The organism is Paraburkholderia sp. (assembly GCF_028283785.1).
Lineage (GTDB): Bacteria > Pseudomonadota > Gammaproteobacteria > Burkholderiales > Burkholderiaceae > Paraburkholderia.
On sequence record NZ_JAPWKB010000019.1, the window covers coordinates 402801 to 423958 of the forward strand.

Genomic DNA, 21158 nt, shown 5'->3' on the forward strand with positions numbered 1-21158 from the left:
CTTTCATGTACGCAAGCCGCGTTGTGCCGGATGCAGCGTGAGGCGCTTCGCCGGGGCTTCGCGTCATCCTCTGTACAATTCCGGGATTGAGTCCCCGCGCGCGCGTTGTCCGCGACGCGACCTAACCGTACACGATCCATGCCCATCACCTACAAGACTCCCGACGATCTCGCCGCGCTGCGCGTCTCCGGCCGCCTCGCCGCCGACGTCCTCGCGATGATCGGCGAACACGTCAAGGCCGGTGTTTCCACCGAGCAGCTCGACGCAATCTGCAACGACTTTATCGTCAATCATCAGCAATCGACACCGGCGAACGTCGGCTATCTCGGCTTCCCGAAAACCGTGTGCACGTCGGTTAACTCAGTGGTCTGCCACGGCATTCCGAACCGCGGCGAAGTGCTGAAAGACGGCGACATCGTCAATATCGACGTCGCGATCATCAAGGACGGCTACTTCGGCGACACCAGCCGGATGTACGTCGTGGGCGAGCCCAGCCCGGTTGCGCGTCAACTGATCGACACGACCTACGAAGCGATGCTCGCGGGTATCCGCGAAGTGAAGCCGGGCGCGACGCTCGGCGATATCGGCCATGCAATTCAGAAGACCGCGCAACGCGACGGCTTTTCGATCGTCCGCGATTACTGCGGTCACGGCATCGGCAAGGTCTATCACGAAGAGCCGCAGGTGCTGCACTACGGACAGCCGGGCCAGGGCCTGCGTCTGAAGCCGGGCATGGTCTTCACGATCGAGCCGATGATCAACGCGGGCCGCGCCGGCACGACGGTGCTGCGCGACGGCTGGACCGTGGTGACCAAGGACCGTTCGCTGTCCGCGCAATGGGAGCACATGGTCGCCGTCACCGACGACGGCTATGAGCTGCTCACACCGTGGCCCGACGGCACCGGCAATTACGAGTCGCCGTAAGCGTCGCGACCCGACTTTCCACGCCGTCCCACGCCCGTCGAATCCACGGCCGGACGCCATTCGCGAGACCGCTTCGGCCCAGCCGGAGTGGACGATCCGGATGGCGTCGCGCGCGCGCCGTCGTCAACGAATGTTGCGGTGCACACTACGTGCGCCGTGGCCCGTAGCGACAGTGCCCGCCGCACACGCCGATGAAATAAGGATTTGACTCGCGCGCCGGTTCGGTTAAAGCTACGGCTTAGCGTTCCACAGGGTTTCCGTCTGCATGAGTCCGTCATTGACCGTTCGCCGTATTGCCGCTGACCAGGGTGCCGCATTTCGCGAGCTCCGCACTGCGTCATTGCGGGAAGCACCCTATGCTTTTGGCGAAACGCTCGAAGATGCCTTGTCGGCCGATGCGGCTCGCTTCGATGCCACCGCCGCACAGCACGCGGTGTCGAGCGACGCTACCACCTTCATCCTCTACACCGAAGGGCATCCCGCCGGTCTGATCGAAGCGCACTTCGAAGATACGCCGCAACGCCGCGCATTCGTCGGCGAGTTATGGGTTGCGCCTGCCGTGCGCCATCTGCGCGGCGGCGAGCTGCTGGTCAACACGGCCGGCGAATGGCTCGCGTCCGAAGGCGCGCATGAAGTCTTCGCATGGGTGACCGATTCGAACCGCAATGCCATGCGCTTCTACGAGCGTCTCGGTTTCGGCCCGACCGGCGACCACACCCGCTCGGCGGGTGCGTCGGGCGAGCTGGAAAGCCTGCTCGTGCGGCATGTTCAGCAAGCCTCCGGCGACGCTTCACACGCGTCGTCGCAGTGATCCTTCGGGCGGCGTTTTCCGGCGCCGCCCAGCTTCCCCATTCGTCGTTCCGGCATCGCCTGTTTGCGCTGCATGCGCGGCGTGCGCGTTCCCCGCAAAAAAGCCCGCTGCGCGCCAGGACGCCTGTAAAATACGCAAAATTTTTTGCCGAACGCTATGTCGCCCAAGAAATCGCCCTTTTTCGAACTTCGCAGCGGCTCCGTCGACACGCTCCTGTTCGTGGTCAAGACCACGAACCTGACCGAGATGCGTGCCGAGTTGACCCGGCGCTTCGAGGCGACCCCGGAGTTTTTCGCCAATGATGTCGTCGCGATCGACGTACGCCGTCTCGCCGACGACGAACGCGTGCCGCTCGCGGAGATCGCGCAACTGCTCGAAAGTGTGAGCATGCGTCCGGTCGGCGTGGTGGCATCGGCGTCGCAGCACGCGTGGGCGTCGGACAGTGCATTGCCGCTGCTCGAAGCGCGCGACAAGCGCGGCGCAAACGCGAAGTCCACCGACGACACCGCCTCCATCGACGACAAACCGTCCGCGCCCGCCGCATCGAAGCAGGCATCCGCCGCCGACGCGAAAGACGCCGATCCCGCCGTCATCGTCACGCCAACCGCCGACCCGGTACGGCTCGCCACCTCGTCGCAAACCACGGTGGTGGACAAGCCGCTGCGCTCCGGCCAGCGGATCTACGCGAAGGGCGATCTGGTCGTGCTCGGCCTCGTCAGCTACGGCGCGGAAGTGATCGCCGAAGGCAACATCCATATTTATGCGCCGTTGCGCGGCCGGGCGCTGGCCGGCGTGCACGGCAATCACGACGCGCGCATCTTCTGTACGTGTCTCGAACCTGAACTGATTTCGATTGCGGGCATCTACCGTACTACCGAATTCCCGCTACCGGCCGACGTGCTCGGCAAGCCGGTGCAGATCTGGCTCGACGAAGAAAAACTGGTAATCGAACCGCTGCGGCTGACGTGACGCTGCGTCGCGCGCGCGGCGTTGTCGCTGACGCGCGCCGTGGTACACAGGCAGTTGCCGCATCATTGAAACGAATCTGACGAACACAGGGTAGGGTAATGGCAAAAATCATTGTGGTGACATCGGGCAAAGGCGGCGTGGGCAAGACCACCACGAGCGCGAGTTTCGCGTCGGCGTTGGCGCTGCGCGGCAGCAAGACGGCCGTGATCGATTTCGACGTCGGCCTGCGTAACCTCGATCTCATCATGGGCTGCGAACGCCGCGTGGTGTACGACCTGATCAACGTGATCCAGGGCGAAGCCAACCTGAACCAGGCGCTGATCAAGGACAAGAAGTGCGAGAACCTGTTCATCCTGCCCGCTTCGCAAACGCGTGACAAAGACGCGCTGACGCTCGAAGGCGTCGAGAAAGTGATCAACGACCTGATCGCGATGGACTTCGAATTCATCGTCTGCGATTCGCCGGCAGGGATCGAATCGGGCGCGCTGATGGCGATGCATTTCGCCGACGAAGCGCTGATCGTGACCAACCCGGAAGTGTCGTCGGTGCGTGACTCGGACCGCATTCTCGGCATCCTGTCGTCGAAGACCAAGCGCGCGATCGAAAGCAAGGACCCGGTCAAGGAACATCTGCTGATTACGCGTTACAACCCGAAGCGCGTCAGCGAAGGCGAAATGCTGTCGCTGACCGACATCCAGGAAATCTTGCGGATCGATCTGATCGGCGTGATTCCGGAATCGGAAGCCGTGCTGCACGCGTCGAACCAGGGCTTGCCGGCCGTTCACCTCGACGGCACCGACGTCGCCGAAGCGTACAAGGACGTGGTCTCGCGTTTCCTCGGCGAAGAGAAGTCGCTTCGCTTTACCGACTACCAGAAGCCGGGCCTGTTGCAGCGCCTCTTCGGCACCAAGTAAGGGGAGCGCACGTCATGTCGATTCTTTCGTTTTTGCTGGGCGAGAAGAAGAAGTCCGCGTCGGTAGCGAAGGAACGCCTGCAGCTGATCATCGCGCATGAGCGCGCCGGCGGCCACGCGCCGGCCGATTACCTGCCCGCGTTGCAACGCGAACTCGTCGCCGTGATTTCGAAGTACGTGAAAATCTCCGACGACGATATTCGCGTCAGCCTCGAACGCCAGGACAATCTCGAAGTCCTCGAAGTGAAGATCGAAATTCCGCAGGCCTGACGCGGTTTTCAGATCGGCGTCGAGGTTACGCCAACACCCGCGCCCCACGTCGTGCCTTGCCGCGACGTGGGGCGTTGTCGTCTGCGCGCGCACATGCGTCGCCGCGCGCCTTTCCCTTACCTTGCGCTTACCCTGGCGAAATATTCCGTAGCACTTGAGCCTTCGGCGTTACACGCGCGACGTCAGCCAATACCGCGTCTCGCGCATTAAACGGACAACACCGATACGGTGTCGTCGATAGAAGGAGTCATGGCTATGAACAGGAATATTCGCGTGCGGATCGCTCAGGCTGCGCTGATCGTCGCCGGTGCATGCAGTGTGATGGCGGCGTCCGCTGCCGAGGTCGTCGTGATTGCGCCATCCGCGCCGCCGCCCGTCCGCTACGAAGCCGCGCCGCCTGCTCGTGTCGGTTATGTGTGGGATCACGGTCACTGGCGTTGGGAGCATGGCCGCTATGTGTGGATCGGCGGACACTGGCAAGCCGAACGCGTCGGTTATCACTGGGTGCCGGGACATTGGGTCGCGCACGGTCCGAACTACCACTGGATGCCGGGCCATTGGGCCTGAGCGCGGAGCGGACCGATGAAGCGAAACCTGCTCGCGATCGTCGCGCTGGCGTGCATGCTGGCGGGCTGCGTGGTCGTGCCGGTGCGACCGGTGCATCTGCGGCCTGCCGTCGTCATCTATTGAACCGGGCTGGCGCATCGACCCGATGCGTCGCGCGGTGGCGCGCGTTATGAAGCCGGTGGCCGGTCGGGATCAGAACCGGTGTCATCCCGGCCGGGATCGGACGCATCGGACATCTCCGATGCCGCCGACACCTGCGGCACTTCGGGAACCGGCGCGGGCGCCGGTTGCGGCAACGGCGCCGCATAACGTTGTGCGAGCGACTCGTACAACGGCGGCGCGAAAAAGCGCGACACCCGACTCGCGATCAACGCGGTCGCCATCAGCGAAATCACCAGCGCGTGACCGTCGATCATCTCCATCACGATCACGAACGACGTGATCGGCGACTGTGTAACCGCGGCCAGATAACCGACCATCGCCAGCGCGATCAGCATCTGCAACTGCATGCTGCCGAACAGTTCGTGCAGCAGATTGCCGAAGCCCGCGCCGATCGATAGCGACGGCGCGAAAATCCCGCCCGGAATGCCCGGCAGATACGAGCCGACCATCGACGCCATCTTCAGGAACGGATACGCGAGCGACAGATGCTCGTGTCCGCTCAACAGACCGCGCGCCTCCGCATAGCCGCTGCCGAACGTCGTGCCGCCCGAGATCAATCCGATCACCGCAATCACGAGGCTGCACAGCGCGGCGAACGCGACCGGGCGCTCGCCGTGCAACTGACGCAGCGGCGCGGGAATCCAGCGAGCCGTGTTGAGCAGCAGCCAGCCGAAACAACCGCCGCCGATGCCCGTGACGATGCCCGTCACCAGCACCGCGAGCGCCAGCATTTTCGGAAAATCCGCACCGACGTAGATCGTGCCGAAATACGTGTAGTTGCCGTTCATGCCGAGCGCGATCACGCCTGCGATGATGATCGCCGTAATCAGTACGCTGCTCGTGCGCGCTTCGAAGCTGCGCGTGAGTTCCTCGATGGCGAACACGATGCCCGCGAGCGGCGTGTTGAATGCGGCCGACAGACCGGCCGCCGCACCCGCCAGCACCATTTGCCGCTCGATCAGCGCATTCGAGCGCGGATACAGGCGACGCAGGTTGAACATCAGCGCCGCGCCAACCTGCACGGTCGGACCTTCGCGACCGATCGTCAGACCGCCGAGCATCGCCAGAAACGACACGCCGATCTTTCCGCAGAGAATGCGCAGCGTCAGCAGCCGTGCGCCGGTCGCGTCGCCGGGTTTTTCATGCAGCGTCGCAATCACCTGCGGAATCCCGCTGCCTTCCGCGCCGCGAAAATAGCGTCGCGTGATCCACACGCACAACGCGGTCAGCGCGGGCGTGATGAACAACGTCAGCCAGCCGTGCCGATGCTGGAGCGACTGGAACGCGTCGTAGCCAACGTCGATCAGACGTGCATACAGCACCGCGACGAGGCCGACCGCGATCGCGCCCAGCCAGAAGATGCCGAACTGCCGCCACAGGCGTCGCGCCTGCCGTCGAAGACTGGTGGGTGTGATCGAAGGAAGCGAGGAGGGCCGCTGCATGGTGGCGAGCTCGGGATGGGATGCCCGATTGTAGCGGCCGATCAAACTGTCGGATTTCTCGAAGTGTGGTGTACGGGTTTTCTCGGATCGTGGTGTAATTCGCGGTATTAATGCGAAATGTCACGAGAAGGCACTTTTCAGTTACGTTTCGTATCAAAGACCGCGCGTCGCACGGGAGCGTTCGCCGGTACTATTTCTGGCCGTTTGCCCTGACGAAATACGCGCGATACAGCGCGAAACGTGTCCGAAAGACACGATCAGCGCAGCGCAGCCGCAACAACGACGGATCGCCAATGAAGAGAATTTTGATCGTCAAGGTGACGTCACTCGGAGACATCGTGCAGGCGCTGCCGGTGGCTGCCGATATCCAGCGTGCATTTCCGGGCGTCCAGGTCGACTGGGCCGCCGACGAATCGTTTGCCGAAGTGATTCACTGGTGTCGTGGTGTCGATCGCGTATTGTGCGCGCCGTTGCGTCGTTTCAAGAAGGCGCGCAACTGGTCCGATCTGAAGGCGATCTGGGCATCGATCGCGGAACTGCGCGCGTACCGTTACGACGCCGTCGTCGATATTCACGGCGTCTACAAGAGCGCGATCATCGCGTTCCTCGCGCGCTCGTCGAAACGCTTCGGCTACCGCAACAAGGATCTCGGCGAAGTGGGCGCGGCGTTCGCGTACACCGGCCGCTTCGGTCCGCGTCCGGCATGCGATGCGTGGCACGGCATGCGCGTGAGCACCAGCGAAGCGCTCGGCTATCAGGTCGAAGGCGCGCCCGACTACAACCTCGAAGTGCCGCCACCCGCGCAACCGGTATTCGGCGACGAGACACGTCCGGTCGCGGCGCTGTTCCACGCAACCTCGAAAGACGACAAGAAATGGCCCGCCGACCGCTGGATCGCGGTAGGCCAGGAACTGGTGCGACGTGGCTTTAGCGTGGTATTGCCGTGGGGCTCGACGGGCGAGCGCGAGGAAGCCGCGCGAATCGCCGCGAGCGTGCCCGGCGCGACCGTGTTGCCGAAGCTCAGCGTGACGGAAATCGCGCAGATGATCGATGCGTGCTCGCTGGTGGTCGGCACCGACACCGGCTTCGTGCATCTCGCGCATGCGCTGCAAAAGCGCACGGTGATGGTGTTCGTCGCGACCTCGCCGGATCATTGCGGCATCGATTCGCCGTACCGGTCGATGTCGATCGGCGATGGCCGCTCGGTGCCGACCGTCGAGCAGGCGCTCGCCGCGATCGATTACGTTCACAGCGATCCGGCATCTTCTGCCGGCGCGCCGAAGGTCGTCGCGGCCGCCTGAGCCGCACACCCGTCGCTTCGCGTTTCAACGGGCTGGCGCCGCGCGCCACGCCCGCATTCCTTCCTCAGATCCTCGCTGTTCCTCTTTTCTCCGTTCCCGGTCGCACCAGAAAGAAGGCGTCGCGCGCGGACGTATCGCGTGTCGTGGCCGGCTTCGGCGCATTACAAGCCTGTTAAAACTGTGGCTTTTCGTTGGCCGCAGGATTCGCGTCACGTGGATTTTTATCGCGGCCGCGCGCGTCGGCTGGGACGTTACACACTCGTAATGGCCGGAAATACAGAAGGCGTTTCTGCTGTCATGCGGATCGGCCGCGCAGCCGGCGTGGCCTGGCGCCATCGCGGCAATGCTTGCCCCGCCGTTTCAAACGATACGACGGTTACGTGTCGCTCGCGCGGAGCGGCAATTCTGACAGCGTGACACGCGTGCATCGGCCACCGACGATGTAACGTCGCGCGGATCAATGCTTACACTTTGCTACGTTGGACGTAGCCGGCGTCGTGTTCAATCGAGTTCATTCGGGACCGCTCGAATGCTTATGACTCGAAGGGAGAACACTGTGAAACGCTTGACGCTGACTTTGATTGCAGGTGCGCTACTGGCTTCGTTGCTTGGAGGCTGCATCGTCGTGCCGGGTGGCGGCTACGGCGGCGGTTACCACCACGGCTATTACTATCGATAAGCTCAGGCCAGCATCATTTCGAACGACACGACCGCCGCGATCGCGGCGGCGTTCGCGACCACCGCCTCGACGACGATGCCCTTCCATGTAGCGGGGCGGAAGCGATAGGCGAGCAGTAGGGAACACAGCAACGCAAGCGCGATGATCGTCACGATATCGGCGTTATGAAGATGAATGGCCACGGTAGCCTCCCTGCTCGAATGGGGTGTGTTGAGTCGAGTATAGGTAAGCCAAAATTCGGCGCAAGGCCCGGATGTGCACCGATTCAGCGGTGCGATGCGGATGCCGTCGAAGGGGCTCCGGCGAAATCGGAAAACATCGGAGACAGGCGCGGCGCAGCGGGCTTTCATCGCCCTTTGCGCCGCACTTGCAAGTGACTTACATCAGCTTCGCATCGCGCGTTTCGCGCATGCACAACACGCCGATCAGACTGACCGCCGCCGCGCCCGACACATACGCGCCGACGTACGGCAAGCCGCCGTGCGCCGCGAGAACCTGCGCGATATACGGCGCGACCGAGGCGCCGAGAATGCCGCCCAGGTTATACGACACGCCTGCACCGGTATAGCGCACGTGAGTCGGAAACAGCTCCGGCAACAGCGCGCCCATCGGCGCGAACGTGACGCCCATCAGGAACAGTTCGATCACGAGAAACAGCAGCACCATCGGCATCGAGCCGCTGCCGAGCAACGGCGCCATCGTGAAGCCCGACGCAACCGCCGCGACAATCCCGACCACCAGCACCGGCTTGCGGCCGAAGCGGTCGCTGGCGAGCGCCGACAACGGCGTGGCGATCGCCATGAACACCACGGCGATGCACAGCATGCCGAGGAAAGTCGGACGCGGAATGTGCAGCACCGACACGCCATACGACAGCGAGAACGTGGTCGCGTTGTAGAACAGCGTGTAGCAGACCACCATCGACAGCGCGCCGAGCACGGTCGGCAGCCAGTGTTGCGACAGCAGCGTCGCGATCGGCACGCGCACGCGTTCCTTGCGCTCGATCGCGGCACGGAACGCCGGCGTCTCGGTGATCTTCAGACGCACGTACAGGCCGAGCGCGACCAGCACCGCGCTGACGATAAACGGCACGCGCCAGCCCCAACTGCGGAACTGTTCGTCCGACAGCGACAGCGCGAGCCCGAAGAACAGCCCGTTCGACGCGAGAAAGCCGATCGACGGTCCGAGTTGCGGGAACATCCCGAACCACGCGCGTTTGCCGGGCGGCGCGTTTTCGGTGGCGAGCAGCGCAGCGCCGCCCCATTCGCCGCCCAGGCCGATGCCCTGACCGAAGCGCAGCACGCACAGCAGGATCGGCGCGAGGCTGCCGATCGAGTCGTAGCCGGGCACGAAACCGATCAGCGTAGTGGACACGCCCATCACAAGCAGCGACGCCACCAGCGTCGATTTACGGCCGATCCGGTCGCCGAAGTGACCGAACAGGAACGAGCCGATCGGTCGCGCGACGAACGCGATCCCGAACGTGACGAAAGCGGACAACGCCTGCGCGGTCGCCGAACCGTGCGGGAAGAACACCGGGCCGATGACGAGCGCGGCGGCGGTGGCATAAACGTAGAAGTCGTAAAACTCGATCGCGGTGCCGATGAAGCTCGCGAAAATGATCCGCGAACTGCTGGGCTGTCCGGATGAGGACGACGGGGCCGCTGAAAGCGGTGAAGTGGACATGGTGTCTCCGGTTTTCGTGACACAGCCTGGTGCCGGGCGCGCATCGCGCAAACGGGCATCGGAGACGCGAGCGCATCGCGCGAACGCCAATCCGCTGCCCCTGGCAACGCTGTGTCTTTTGTTTGATTGAGTGGCCCGGACGGCGCGCGATGCGCGGTCCGGCTTTACCGATGCGTCAGGTGGCGCTATTGCGTCTGTTGCATCGGCAACGATTCGACGTGTGGCCGTGAGCGCGGATGGCGCGGCGATACACGTTCGCGCTGCGGGCCGTCGATGGATGACCGGCGGCGGCAGCGATGCCGGAAAGTCCGGCGAGGAATCCGAAAATTATAGCGCGGCTCAATCGATCACTTGCGCCTGCGGATTCGCAAAGGTGCGCAACTGGAATTTGCCGTCGTCGTTGAACAGCCAGTCTTCGAACAGCTCGACCTGGCCGCGTGCGTTCAGCAGCTTCGCGGGCGGCTGCGGGAACGGCGCGGAGCGGCGCAAGGTGGCGAGCGCGGTGCCTTCGGCTTCGTCGTCGCCGTTGGTCCGGTAGACCTCGGACGCGACGACCTGGCCGTTGCGGTCGACGGTGAACGACACGACCACCAGCGAGCGCAGCATCGCTTGCGGCGTACCGCGCAGCACGTACGACTGGTTACGGTCGAGGATGCGTTTGGCGACGGCGCTGCGGTACTGATCGAGCGTCGCGCTGTTGATCGCGGCGATCGGCGTGATGCTGATTTCCTGATGCGGCGGCGTGATCGTGCACGCCGTCATCGATGCGATGAGCGCAAGCGCGCAGACGGCTGCAAGCCGGTAATCCGGCAGGCGGACATGACGTGAACGGGTGAGCATGATGATGACTCGCGCAGTGGCGGGATGTGATTTTCATGGTAGCCAATCGGTGCATGGAAGCAATGCGCGTTCGCCCTCGTTGGCGATGCTTTTGTGCGCGCGACGCTTCACGCGTTGCGCATGTGTATCGCGTCTGTCGAAATGTTACGGCGCAAGCCGCCGATGCCGCCCGGATCGTGCGCCGTCACGTCCCGCCGACGCCGTGCGTCGTGGCTGCCGGACGATGCGATGACGCGTCGGCGACGGCGCGGTTCTCTAACGCTGTAATACGCGGAAAAAAGCGCAAGCGGCGTCGTAACGCATTTGCGCCAGCAATGGCTTAGCGTTGTGTCTGGCGTGTATCGCACCGGGTTCGGTGCTGCCATCCCTGACGTGGAGATCGTTGTGAAGAGGCTAAAACTACTGCTCGCGGTGCCGGTCGCGGCCGCGCTGTGTGCAAGCGGGGCGGCGCAGGCTGCGCGGGTCGGCGTGTATATCGGCGGGGGCGTGCCGTACTACTACCCGGTCGCGCCGGTGCCGTATTACTACGGACCGCCGCCCGTCGTCGTACAGGATGCCGAGCCGCAGGAATATATCGAACAGGGCCAGCCGCAAGGTCCGGCGCAGCAACCCGGCGTCGCCGCCGATCCGCAAGCGGCGTCGGCAGGCACCTGGTATTACTGCGACGCGTCGAAAACGTATTACCCCTATGTAAAGACATGTCAGGCCGGCTGGCGCGAAGTGCCTGCGCAGCCGCCGGCACCGTCCAACTGACGACGGTGAACAGGTGATATCCATGAATGGTTTGATAAAAGTTTCGCGTGGTGTGCGCCGTTTGGGTTTGCCGGTTGCGTTGTTGATGTCCGTGGGTGTGCTCGGCGCGTGTGCGGTGATGCCGCCGCAAGGTCCGAGCATGGCGGCGCTGCCCGGCACCGGCAAGACCTTCGACCAGTTCCGCGCGGACGACGGCTCGTGCCGTCAGTACGCGTCGCAGCAGACGGGCGGCGTGTCGGCGAATCAGGCGGCGACGTCGAGCGCGATCGGAAGCGCGGCGGTCGGCACGGCGCTCGGCGCAGCGGCAGGTGCGGCATTCAACGGCGGGCCGGGTGCGGCCGTCGGCGCAGGTGTCGGTCTGCTGGCGGGGAGCATGGTGGGCGCGGGCGCTGCGCAAGGTTCGGCGTACGACGTGCAGCGTCGCTACGACGACGCCTATATGCAGTGCATGTATGCCGCGGGCGAGAAGGTGCCGGTGTCGCGCGGTACGCGCACCGTCGCACCGGTGGCGGGTTACGCGCCGGCCTATGCGCCCGCTTATCCGCCGGGCTACGTGACGGTGCCGCCGCCGGGCATGATGCCGCCTCCGCCGCCGGGCTATTACTGAGCATCCTGAACGATGAACGATCGACGGACCGGTTTTCAGGTCGGACGGCGGCAAGCAGCAAGGCTGTAAAGAGCGCGTGATTGCGGCTTGACCGCACGGCGCGTCGCGCAATCCAGCGTATCCGGGCGCGACGTTCACTGCATCCTGTAATGCAGTGAAAGCCGACGGCAACACCGCAGCGCGCTTTTCCGCCCTAGACTTGAATTGCCTTCCGCCTCCCTTGTGGAAGGCATCGGTGGTAGGTCTTTCTTGCCCGCTTCGCGCGGGCTTTTTCTTTGGCGCGGGCGATTTCTAATAGCGCTTGCTTTCGAATAGCGCTTGCGCGATCAACGACGCCAGCCGTGGCCGTAGCCGCCATATCCGCCGTACCCGCCGCCAAACCCCACGCCCACCGACACCGACGGCGCCGCGTAGTAGCCCGGCGCGTAATAGGCTGGACCGTAGCCGTAGCCATAAGGGCCCGGCGCGACCACGCAGCCGCCCAAACCGGCCGCAAGCAATGCAATGCAGATAAGTCGGATCATGGCGAACCTCCCTGTTCTTCTGTTTGGAGACAGGGCGTGCGGCGTTGTTCGCGTGCAGGTGTGACCGTGCATTACCGCCGTTACGTCTGCCGATCCGCGCAAACGCGCGTGCGGCGGGCGCGCGGCACGGGTTGCCGGTTCCGGGCGACTCACAGTTGCTTACTTTCGTGTATTTTTCAGCGAGGCTATTTCGCGCCGCGCAATGGCACCCGGCCCGCGCCGCGCGCCATTGCGGGAAACCCGTCTGTTGCGCGCGCGCGACCCGCGAGATTGCGGCGCATTGCTATGATGGAGCCATCGTTTCCCGGAGCGGTGAACATGGCGATCAGAGATCTGACGATGGGCGAGCGGCGCCGAGCCGCAATCGCCGAAGCGCAAAGGCTGGCCGATAGCGGCGAGTATTTCGATTACACCGACATCGAATATGTTCTGCGTTTCGATTGTGGATTGTCAGACGTGGCATCGTTGCTGGACAGCCAGGCGATGCATCGTGACCTGAACCGGCGTTGCGCCGACGCCCGCGAAAAGCGCGATCGCGATACGCGCGTGAACGAAGAACCGTTGAGTGCGTGAGTGGCGGGTTGGGATTCGCGTTACCGGACGGCGAGCGAATTGATCTGCGCGTTCGCCGCGCCCGACGCGATATTCACGCCGATATTTCCGCTTGCGCCGTTGAGTGCGCCTGCACCCAGCATTGCCGTGCCGCCGCCCGTCAGACTGACGGCGCCATGCACGCTTTGCTGCGTGTCGATTTCCGGTTGAGACGCGCTGAGCAACGCGATCTGATTGGCCTGCACGTTCAGTGCGCCGGCCGCCACGTTCACCCCGACATTCCCGCTCACTTTAGCCAGTGCGTCCGCGCCGACCGATGCGCTGGTCGTGCCGACGGCGTTGGCGGTGCCGCCAATATCCTGCGTTGCCGACAACGCGATCGCGCCGAAGAGCGTGGCGCTGTCGGCGTCGATGGACGCGGCGGCTGTATCGGCAAATGCCGACGATCCACCCGCAGCGAACGAACACAGCGACAGCAGGGCAACGATCAGCGAGCGAGCTTTCATGGCGGCTTCCAGGCGGTCTGACGGACCAGATACCTGTGCTAACGACCGTCTGCGGAAAAAGTTGAGGGTGGGTTTGCGTGCGGGGTGGTGATGGAGTAACCGGGGGGTGCCGGGCGGCGCGGGAGCCGCAAAAGCCGCAAAAGCCGCAAAAGCCGCAAAAGCCGCAAAAGCCGCAAAAGCCGCAAAAGCAAAAAGGCCCTTCGGGGCCTTTTTGCTTTGAAGGTGGCGGAGGGCGTGGGATTCGAACCCACGAACGAGTGACCTCGTTGCCGGTTTTCAAGACCGGTGCATTCAACCGCTCTGCCAGCCCTCCGAGGCGCGAATTGTAACCCGAAACCCGCCGGTCACAACCCGCCATGCGACCCCGCTTACGCGGAATCTTTCAAAAACAGCGCCTGCAAGTCGTTCAGAAACGCCTGGCCCAACGGTGTCGGCGCGATCTTTTCGTGGTCGCGTGCGATCAGGCCGCGACGCTCCGCTTCCTGCAACGCGGGTTCGATCGATGTCATCGACATGCCGGTCCGTTCGATAAACCGGTGCACCGGAAAACCTTCGACCAGCCTCAGCGCGTTCAGCATGAATTCGAACGGCAGATCGCGCGTGCCGACTTCGTTTTCTTCCTGAACCGCGTTGCCGAGCATCGCCTGTTCGATAAACGTGGTCGGATGCTTGTAGCGCGCCTGGCGCAACACGCGATTCGGAAACGACAGCTTCGTATGCGCGCCCGCACCGATCCCGAGATAGTCGCCGAAACGCCAGTAATTCAGATTGTGTTTGCTCTGCTTGTGCGGCAGCGCATACGCGGACACCTCGTAGCGCGCGTAGCCGGCGTCGGTGGTGCGTTCGTGAATCCAGTCCTGCATGTCCGCCGATGCGTCGTCGTCGGGTAGGGCGGGCGGAAATTTCGCAAACAGCGTGTTCGGTTCGAGCGTCAGGTGATACAGCGACAAATGCGGCGGCGCGAACGACAGCGCCGTATTCACGTCCGCCTGGCATTCGGCGAGCGTCTGGCCGGGCAACGCGAACATCAGGTCGAGATTGAAATTGTCGAACGTGGTGGACGCGACTTCCACCGCGTGCCGCGCCTGCGCGGCGTCGTGAATCCGGCCGAGCGCCTTCAGATGCGCTTCGTTGAAACTCTGGATACCGACCGACAGACGATTCACGCCGCTCGCGCGAAACTGCGCGAACTTGTCGGCTTCGAACGTGCCGGGATTCGCTTCGAGCGTGATTTCGGCGTCGGCGTCGAGCGGCAGCAGCGCGCGGATATCGGACAGCATCCGGTCGAGTCCGCCCGCCGACAGCAAGCTCGGCGTGCCGCCGCCGATAAACACCGTATGCACCTGCCGTCCCCAGATCAGCGGCAACGCCTGTTCGAGATCGGCGCGCAACGCGTCGAGATATTCCGTCTCCGGAAACGTGTCGCCTTTCCACTCGTGCGAGTTGAAATCGCAATACGGACATTTGCGCACGCACCACGGAAAATGCACGTACAACGCGAGCGGCGGCAACGACGTCAGGCGAATCCCGCCCGGCGACGTAAAGGCCTTGATCACGCCCGCGCCGTCCTGCGATGCGGAAGCAGGCGTCGCGGACGACACCGGAACGATCGGAATCACGCAACCTCCGTCAGACGCGCGAGCAGTTCGCGCAGCGCGATGGCCCGATGACTGCTGGCGTTTTTCACCGCAGGATCGAGTTCGGCGGCGCTCGCGTTCAATGCGGGCAAAAAGAAGTACGGGTCGTAGCCGAAGCCGTTCGCGCCGCGCGGCGCGTCGAGCATTTCGCCATGCCAACGGCCTTCGGCGATCAGCGGTTCGGGGTCGTCGGCGTGACGCACGAGTACCAGCACGCAAAAATAATACGCACGACGATCGGTCTCGCCGCTCAACTGTTCGACGACGCGCGCGTTGTTCGCCGCGTCGGATTTCTCGCCGCCCGCGCGTTGCGCGTAGCGCGCCGAATAGACGCCCGGCGCGCCGCGCAATGCGCGCACGCACAAACCGGAGTCGTCGGCGAGCGCGGGCAGGCCGGTCAGTTTCGCCGCATGACGCGCCTTGGCCAGCGCGTTTTCGACGAAGGTGACATGCGGCTCTTCGGCTTCCGGCACATTCAGCGCGCCTTGCGGAATCAGCTCGATACCGGCGGCATCGAGCAGCGCGGCGAATTCGCGCAGTTTGCCCGCGTTGTTCGACGCGAGCACGACCTTCCCCAGGGACGACGATGGCTGCCCCGGCGACATCCGGTCGTTGTGCAGATCGCTCACGCCGACACTCCCAGCGCGGCTTTCTGCTTCTCGACGAGCGTGGCGATGCCGTCGCTGGCGAGGTCGAGCAACGCGTTCATTTCGTCACGCGAGAACGGCACGCCTTCGGCGGTGCCCTGGATCTCGACGAAGCCGCCCGCGCCGGTCATCACGACATTCATGTCGGTGTCGCACTGCGAATCTTCGTCGTAGTCGAGGTCGAGAACCGGCAGGCCGTTGTACACGCCGACCGAAATCGCCGCGACGTAGTCGGTGATCGGCGATTCGGTCAGCTTGCCGCTCGCGAGCAGTTTCGACACGGCGTCGTGCGCGGCGACGAATGCGCCGGTGATGCTCGCGGTGCGCGTGCCGCCGTCGGCCTGGATCACGTCGCAGTCGATATTCAGCGTGCGCGCGCCGAGTTTCTCCAGATCGAACACCGAACGCAGCGCGCGCCCGATCAGACGCTGGATTTCCTGGGTGCGGCCGGTCTGCTTGCCGCGTGCGGCTTCGCGGTCGTTGCGGGTATTGGTGGCGCGCGGCAGCATGCCGTATTCGGCGGTCAGCCAGCCTTGTCCGCGGTCGCGCAGAAAGCCCGGAACCGTCTCGGCGATGCTCGCCGTGCAGATCACTTTGGTGTCGCCGAATTCGACCAGCACCGAGCCCTCCGCGTGCTTCGTGTAATGGCGCGTGATGCGGACTTCGCGCAACTGGTTGGCGCGGCGGCCGCTGGGGCGTTGGGTGGTCGTGTCGTTCATCGTGGACGGTGCTCGAAAAGGGCGGAAGGGAATCCCTGATTTTACCGCCGATCGCGTTCTCCGTCGGGCGCGCCGATGGCCGCGCGCAGCGGGCCTCTCCGTCAAAAATGGGATAATGCTTTTTCCACGCCTCGCGTCTCGTACACGCCAGGCGCCTCGAATCCAGCGGCCATCCCGTCCGGGACCCGGCCTTTATCGCGAGACTAACGATGATCTACAGCATGACGGGCTATGCGAGCGCCACGCGCGAACTCGTAGCCGCCACCGGCAGCGGTGGCGTGAGCGTGTCGGTGGAACTGCGCACGGTGAATTCGCGCTTCCTCGATCTGAACTTCCGGATGCCCGAAGACGTGCGCGTCTGTGAGCCGACGCTGCGCGAAATGTTGATGAACAAGCTGTCGCGCGGCAAGGTCGATATCCGTATCAATCTGCAGCGTAGCGAACAGACGGCGAACGCCGGTGCGATCAATAAAGAAGCGCTGACGCAACTCGCGCTGCTGGAGCGCACGGTGCTGTCGGGCTTCCCGGAAGCGGGCCGTCTGCGTACCGGTGAAATCCTGCGTTGGCCGGGCGTGCTGGCCGAAAGCAGCGTTGCGCCGGAACTGCTGCGCGATGCGGTGCTCGCATGCGGCAAGCAGGCCATTACCGAGCTGATCGACGTGCGCGCACGCGAAGGTGCGCAGCTCGCCACGATGCTGCTCGCGAACGTCACCGAGATGGAAGCGATCGTCACGAAGATCACGCCGCTCGTGCCGGAACTGATCGCGAAGCATCAGCAGAAAATCGTCGAACGCTTGCAGGAAGCGCTTGGAATCGCCGCGCCGGATCAGGCCGCGACGATCGTCTCGCGTGAAGAAATCAACGAACGGATCCGTCAGGAAGTGACGATGTACGGGATCCGGATCGACATCGCCGAAGAACTGTCGCGACTGACCGCGCACCTGAACGAAACACGTCACGTGATCGAGAAGGGCGGCAAGGTCGGCAAGCGGCTCGACTTCATGATGCAGGAACTGAACCGCGAAGCGAATACGCTCGGTTCGAAGGCGGCCGCGAAAGAACTCGCGGATTCGTCGATGACCTTGAAGCTGCTCATCGAACAGATGCGTGAGCAGGTACAAAACCTCGAATAAGGCTGGAGTGACACAGGCATGACCGAATCCACACGCGACGGCGCCGCGCCGCGCAACCCGTATGCCGGCGCATATCCCGGCAATCTGTTCATGGTCGTCGCGCCTTCGGGCGCGGGCAAGTCGACGCTCGTGAATGCATTGCTCGCGGGCGACGCCGCGATCCGTCTGTCGATCTCGTACACGACGCGTCCGCCGCGTCCGAAAGAGCAGGACGGTGAGCATTACCACTTCACCACCGTCGAAGATTTCATGACGCGCCACGATTCGGGCGAGTTCCTCGAAAGCGCGGAAGTGCACGGCAATTACTACGGCACGTCGCGCGTGTGGATCGAGCAGCAGATGAAAAGCGGCCATGACGTGCTGCTCGAAATCGACTGGCAGGGTGCGCAGCAGGTAAAGAAACAGTTTCACAATGCCGTCGAAATTTTTATCCTGCCGCCGTCGCTGGAAGCGCTCGAAGAGCGTCTGAAAAAGCGCGGCCAGGACGAGCCGAACGTCATCACGCGTCGCCTGCTGGCAGCGGGTGGCGAGATGGCGCACGCAGCCGAAGCCGAGTACGTCGTGATCAACGAAAACTTCGATCGCGCGCTGGCTGAATTGCGTTGCCTCGTCGGCGCGACGCGCTCGCGCTTCGCATCGCAATACGCACGTCACACGCAGCTTTTCATGCAGCTCGGGATTCACCTTCCGCACGCCTGATCGCGGCGGGGTGGTGAGCACATAAGGTAGAATAAGCAGCATACTGAGAAGGAAAACCGAACATGGCCCGTATTACCGTCGAAGACTGTCTGAAACAGATCCCGAACCGCTTCGAACTGGCGCTTGCCGCAACGTATCGCGCACGTCAGCTCGCACAAGGCCACACGCCGAAGATCGAAAGCCGCGACAAGCCTACCGTCGTTGCGTTGCGCGAAATCGCAGCCGGTCAGGTCGGTGTCGAAATGCTGAAGAAGGTGCCGGTTTAAGGCGCTTCGTCGTTTCGTTTTAGTTTGTGTAACCATCACGCGTGCAGAACGGCATCCCACCCGCTACGGAGGCGACCATGAGCACTACCCCGCCCGCCGCCACGGAAGTGGAGCACATTGACCATGACGGTCACGAAGGCGATTCGCCTTCGTCTGCACGCAAGTACATCGACGCGGTCCTCGAACAGTCGTTTCGCCATCTGTTCGGGCCGACCGCGACGCCGGAGAAGCCACGCCGGCATGACGTCGTTTCGATCGCCAAACTGACTACGATGCTCGCCGGCTATCTGTCGCCGGAAGAGATCAAGGACGTCAAGGCCGCGTTCCACTTCAGCGACGAAGCCCACCTCGGCCAGTACCGGCAGAGCGGCGAACCCTACATCACCCATCCTGTCGCCGTCGCGGAAACCTGCGCCGGCTGGAAGCTCGACGCCCAGTCGATCATGGCCGCGCTGCTGCACGACGTGATGGAAGACCAGGGCGTCACCAAGGCCGAACTCGCCGAGCGCTTCGGCGCGAAGGTCGCGGAACTGGTCGACGGTCTGTCGAAGCTCGACAAGATGGAATTCCGCAGCCGCGAGGAAGCGCAGGCGGAAAACTTCCGCAAGATGCTGCTCGCGATGGCGCGCGACGTCCGCGTGATTCTCGTGAAGCTCGCCGACCGTCTGCACAACATGCGCACGCTCGGTGCGGTGCCGCCGGAAAAGCGTCGGCGGGTGGCGCGCGAGACGCTGGATATCTACGCGCCCATCGCGCACCGGCTCGGTCTGAACAATACGTATCGCGAGTTGCAGGATCTGAGCTTCGCGAACTTCAACCCGCACCGTTACGCGACGCTCGAAAAAGCGGTCAAGGCGGCGCGCGGCAACCGGCGTGAAGTGGTCGGCAAGATCCTCGAATCGGTGCAGCGCGCAATCGGCGATGCGAAGCTCGACGCCGAAGTCACCGGCCGCGAGAAAACCATCTTCAGTATCTACAAGAAGATGCGCGACAAGCAGTTGTCGTTCTCGCAGGTGCTCGACGTCTACGGCTTTCGCGTGGTGGTCGATAGCGCGCTCGAATGCTATACGGGCATTGGTGCGCTGCATGCGCTGTACAAGCCGGTGCCGGGCAAGTTCAAGGACTACATCGCGATCCCGAAGGTGAACGGCTATCAGTCGCTGCACACCACGCTGGTCGGTCCGTTCGGCGCACCGATCGAGTTTCAGGTGCGCACGCGCAAGATGCACGAGATCGCCGAAGCGGGCGTGGCCGCGCACTGGTTGTACAAGAACGGCGGCGCCGATCTGAACGACGTGCAAAAGCGCGCGCATCAGTGGCTGAAGTCGCTGCTCGACATCCAGAGCGAAGCCGGCGATTCGAGCGAATTCCTCGAACACGTGAAGATCGATCTGTTCCCGGATGCGGTCTACGTGTTCACGCCGAAGTCGCGGATCATGGCGCTGCCGCGCGGCGCCACCGCACTCGACTTCGCGTATTCGATCCACAGCGACCTGGGCAACCAGTGCGTCGCCGTGAAGATCAACAACGAACTGCTGCCGCTGCGCACCGAGCTGAAGAGTGGCGATATCGTCGAAGTGATTACCGCGCCGTACTCGAAACCGAATCCCGCGTGGCTCGGCTTCGTGCGAACCGGTAAGGCGCGTTCGGCCATTCGCCATTATCTGAAGACGATGCGTCTGAACGAATCCGTCCAGCTGGGCGAGCGTCTGGTCGATCAGGCGTTGAAGGGTTACGGCCTGGCGTTGTCGGGCGTGACGCCGGAAACGTGGGAAAAGCTCGTGCAGTGGACGGGCAACAAGAATCGTCAGGAGATTTTCGCCGACATCGGGCTCGGCCGACGCGTAGCGGCGGTGATGGCCAAGCGCATCGAAGTGCTGATGTCCGGCCGCGATGCCGACGACGACAGCGGGCGCGAGCATGGTCACGTGTCGCATGCGCCGCCGGTGGTGATTACCGGCACCGAAGGGATGTCGGTGCAACTGTCCGCGTGCTGCCGCCCCATTCCGGGCGACGACATCATGGGCTATATCGGCATCGGTCTCGGCATGGCGATTCACACTACGGATTGCCGCGTCGCTCAACGTATTCACCGTCGCGATCCGGGCCGCTGGATCGACGTCGCGTGGGCGCCGCAACCGGGCCGTCTGTTCGACGTCGCGGTGAAGGTGCTGGTCAAGAATACGAAGGGCGTGTTCGCGCGTGTCGCGGCGGATATCACGTCGGCGGATGCGAACATCGTCCACATCGCCATGGACGAAGATCTGTCGCAGGAATCCACGGTATTGCGCTTCGTGATCCAGGTCAGCGACCGCGTGCATCTGGCCAACGTGATGCGTCGGGTGCGAACCAATCCGGACGTGATGCGCATCGCGCGCGAGCGGCCGAGCGAGGAAGGGCATCACCGTCACGATGGCGGCACCGGCATGCGGATCGACCGCGAACGCGCGGATTACTGATTCCGTATTTGCATTCCGTTCCGGTTGATCGAAGCATCGAAGGCCGCGTCACTGACGCGGCCTTTTTATTGCTTGTTCGATTGTCGAAGGAA

The 21158-nt window shown here is 63.5% G+C and carries 24 protein-coding genes and 1 tRNA gene; 15 read left to right on the forward strand and 10 right to left on the reverse strand.

Annotated elements, in window-relative coordinates:
- Positions 1–138 precede the first annotated feature (138 nt).
- The 6 genes from map (at position 139) to PW947_RS24095 (ending at position 4454) form a co-directional block, all read left to right on the forward strand.
- Positions 139–924, forward strand: a complete 786-nt coding sequence (map, locus tag PW947_RS24070) for a type I methionyl aminopeptidase (RefSeq protein ID WP_299634908.1) — start codon at positions 139–141, stop codon at positions 922–924.
- A 265-nt stretch (positions 925–1189) separates the two neighbouring features.
- The gene (locus PW947_RS24075) at positions 1190–1735 is read left to right on the forward strand and encodes a GNAT family N-acetyltransferase (RefSeq protein ID WP_299634909.1); all 546 of its coding nucleotides are present in this window, start codon (positions 1190–1192) and stop codon (positions 1733–1735) included.
- A gap of 156 nt (positions 1736–1891) precedes the next feature.
- Positions 1892–2704 carry a septum site-determining protein MinC gene (gene minC, locus PW947_RS24080; protein ID WP_299634910.1) on the forward strand — a complete coding sequence of 271 codons (813 nt, stop codon included), beginning with the start codon at positions 1892–1894 and terminating at the stop codon, positions 2702–2704.
- A gap of 98 nt (positions 2705–2802) precedes the next feature.
- The gene (minD, locus tag PW947_RS24085) at positions 2803–3618 is read left to right on the forward strand and encodes a septum site-determining protein MinD (RefSeq protein ID WP_299634911.1); all 816 of its coding nucleotides are present in this window, start codon (positions 2803–2805) and stop codon (positions 3616–3618) included.
- Between the two features lie 14 nt (positions 3619–3632).
- A complete protein-coding gene (gene minE, locus PW947_RS24090) occupies positions 3633–3887 on the forward strand; it encodes a cell division topological specificity factor MinE (RefSeq protein WP_017774528.1) in 255 nt (84 codons plus the stop codon).
- A 255-nt stretch (positions 3888–4142) separates the two neighbouring features.
- Positions 4143–4454 carry a YXWGXW repeat-containing protein gene (locus PW947_RS24095; RefSeq protein ID WP_299634912.1) on the forward strand — a complete coding sequence of 104 codons (312 nt, stop codon included), beginning with the start codon at positions 4143–4145 and terminating at the stop codon, positions 4452–4454.
- 167 nt (positions 4455–4621) lie between these two features.
- Here the strand turns inward: PW947_RS24095 and PW947_RS24100 are convergent, their stop codons facing one another.
- A complete protein-coding gene (locus tag PW947_RS24100; RefSeq protein WP_299634913.1) occupies positions 4622–6058 on the reverse strand; it encodes a chloride channel protein in 1437 nt (478 codons plus the stop codon).
- 293 nt (positions 6059–6351) lie between these two features.
- On the opposite strand from PW947_RS24100, the gene waaC reads away from it, so the two are divergent.
- Both waaC and PW947_RS24110 read left to right on the forward strand, forming a co-directional pair.
- Positions 6352–7359, forward strand: a complete 1008-nt coding sequence (gene waaC / locus PW947_RS24105; RefSeq protein WP_299634914.1) for a lipopolysaccharide heptosyltransferase I — start codon at positions 6352–6354, stop codon at positions 7357–7359.
- A 556-nt stretch (positions 7360–7915) separates the two neighbouring features.
- Positions 7916–8038, forward strand: a complete 123-nt coding sequence (locus PW947_RS24110; RefSeq protein WP_299634915.1) for a hypothetical protein — start codon at positions 7916–7918, stop codon at positions 8036–8038.
- Positions 8039–8040: 2 nt separating this feature from the next.
- On the opposite strand, the gene PW947_RS24115 is transcribed toward PW947_RS24110, so the two are convergent.
- The 3 genes from PW947_RS24115 to PW947_RS24125 all read right to left on the reverse strand — a co-directional run bounded on the left by PW947_RS24115 (position 8041) and on the right by PW947_RS24125 (position 10564).
- Positions 8041–8220: a hypothetical protein gene (locus PW947_RS24115; protein ID WP_299634916.1), complete on the reverse strand. Its 180-nt coding sequence runs from the start codon at positions 8218–8220 to the stop codon at positions 8041–8043.
- Between the two features lie 196 nt (positions 8221–8416).
- Complete coding sequence (locus PW947_RS24120) at positions 8417–9724, reverse strand: MFS transporter (RefSeq protein WP_299634917.1); 1308 nt, start codon at positions 9722–9724, stop codon at positions 8417–8419.
- A gap of 339 nt (positions 9725–10063) precedes the next feature.
- On the reverse strand, positions 10064–10564 hold the full coding sequence (locus PW947_RS24125; protein WP_299634918.1) for an energy transducer TonB: 501 nt from the start codon (positions 10562–10564) through the stop codon (positions 10064–10066).
- Positions 10565–10948: 384 nt separating this feature from the next.
- On the opposite strand from PW947_RS24125, the gene PW947_RS24130 reads away from it, so the two are divergent.
- Positions 10949–11317 carry a hypothetical protein gene (locus PW947_RS24130; RefSeq protein WP_299634919.1) on the forward strand — a complete coding sequence of 123 codons (369 nt, stop codon included), beginning with the start codon at positions 10949–10951 and terminating at the stop codon, positions 11315–11317.
- A 22-nt stretch (positions 11318–11339) separates the two neighbouring features.
- Positions 11340–11924, forward strand: a complete 585-nt coding sequence (locus tag PW947_RS24135; protein ID WP_299634920.1) for a YMGG-like glycine zipper-containing protein — start codon at positions 11340–11342, stop codon at positions 11922–11924.
- A gap of 326 nt (positions 11925–12250) precedes the next feature.
- On the opposite strand, the gene PW947_RS24140 is transcribed toward PW947_RS24135, so the two are convergent.
- Positions 12251–12448 carry a hypothetical protein gene (locus tag PW947_RS24140; protein ID WP_299634921.1) on the reverse strand — a complete coding sequence of 66 codons (198 nt, stop codon included), beginning with the start codon at positions 12446–12448 and terminating at the stop codon, positions 12251–12253.
- A gap of 318 nt (positions 12449–12766) precedes the next feature.
- On the opposite strand from PW947_RS24140, the gene PW947_RS24145 reads away from it, so the two are divergent.
- Positions 12767–13021 (forward strand): hypothetical protein, encoded by a 255-nt coding sequence (locus tag PW947_RS24145; RefSeq protein WP_299634922.1) that lies wholly within the window; start codon positions 12767–12769, stop codon positions 13019–13021.
- A gap of 20 nt (positions 13022–13041) precedes the next feature.
- Here the strand turns inward: PW947_RS24145 and PW947_RS24150 are convergent, their stop codons facing one another.
- From PW947_RS24150 to rph, 5 genes are all read right to left on the reverse strand, one after another.
- Positions 13042–13506, reverse strand: a complete 465-nt coding sequence (locus PW947_RS24150; RefSeq protein ID WP_299634923.1) for a hypothetical protein — start codon at positions 13504–13506, stop codon at positions 13042–13044.
- A gap of 223 nt (positions 13507–13729) precedes the next feature.
- Positions 13730–13819, reverse strand: a tRNA-Ser gene (locus PW947_RS24155).
- 55 nt (positions 13820–13874) lie between these two features.
- Positions 13875–15116, reverse strand: coding sequence for a radical SAM family heme chaperone HemW (hemW, locus tag PW947_RS24160; RefSeq protein WP_299635983.1), 1242 nt, complete (start codon positions 15114–15116; stop codon positions 13875–13877).
- 5 nt (positions 15117–15121) lie between these two features.
- A complete protein-coding gene (rdgB, locus tag PW947_RS24165) occupies positions 15122–15748 on the reverse strand; it encodes an RdgB/HAM1 family non-canonical purine NTP pyrophosphatase (protein ID WP_299635984.1) in 627 nt (208 codons plus the stop codon).
- Between the two features lie 20 nt (positions 15749–15768).
- Complete coding sequence (gene rph / locus PW947_RS24170) at positions 15769–16509, reverse strand: ribonuclease PH (protein ID WP_299634924.1); 741 nt, start codon at positions 16507–16509, stop codon at positions 15769–15771.
- A 209-nt stretch (positions 16510–16718) separates the two neighbouring features.
- On the opposite strand from rph, the gene PW947_RS24175 reads away from it, so the two are divergent.
- The 4 genes from PW947_RS24175 (at position 16719) to PW947_RS24190 (ending at position 21066) form a co-directional block, all read left to right on the forward strand.
- Entirely contained in the window at positions 16719–17642 is a 924-nt protein-coding gene (locus PW947_RS24175; RefSeq protein ID WP_299634925.1) for a YicC/YloC family endoribonuclease, read from the forward strand.
- 18 nt (positions 17643–17660) lie between these two features.
- Positions 17661–18341, forward strand: a complete 681-nt coding sequence (gmk, locus tag PW947_RS24180; RefSeq protein ID WP_299634926.1) for a guanylate kinase — start codon at positions 17661–17663, stop codon at positions 18339–18341.
- Positions 18342–18403: 62 nt separating this feature from the next.
- The gene (gene rpoZ, locus PW947_RS24185) at positions 18404–18607 is read left to right on the forward strand and encodes a DNA-directed RNA polymerase subunit omega (protein WP_006025620.1); all 204 of its coding nucleotides are present in this window, start codon (positions 18404–18406) and stop codon (positions 18605–18607) included.
- A 77-nt stretch (positions 18608–18684) separates the two neighbouring features.
- Positions 18685–21066, forward strand: coding sequence for a bifunctional (p)ppGpp synthetase/guanosine-3',5'-bis(diphosphate) 3'-pyrophosphohydrolase (locus tag PW947_RS24190; protein ID WP_299634931.1), 2382 nt, complete (start codon positions 18685–18687; stop codon positions 21064–21066).
- Positions 21067–21158 lie beyond the last annotated feature (92 nt).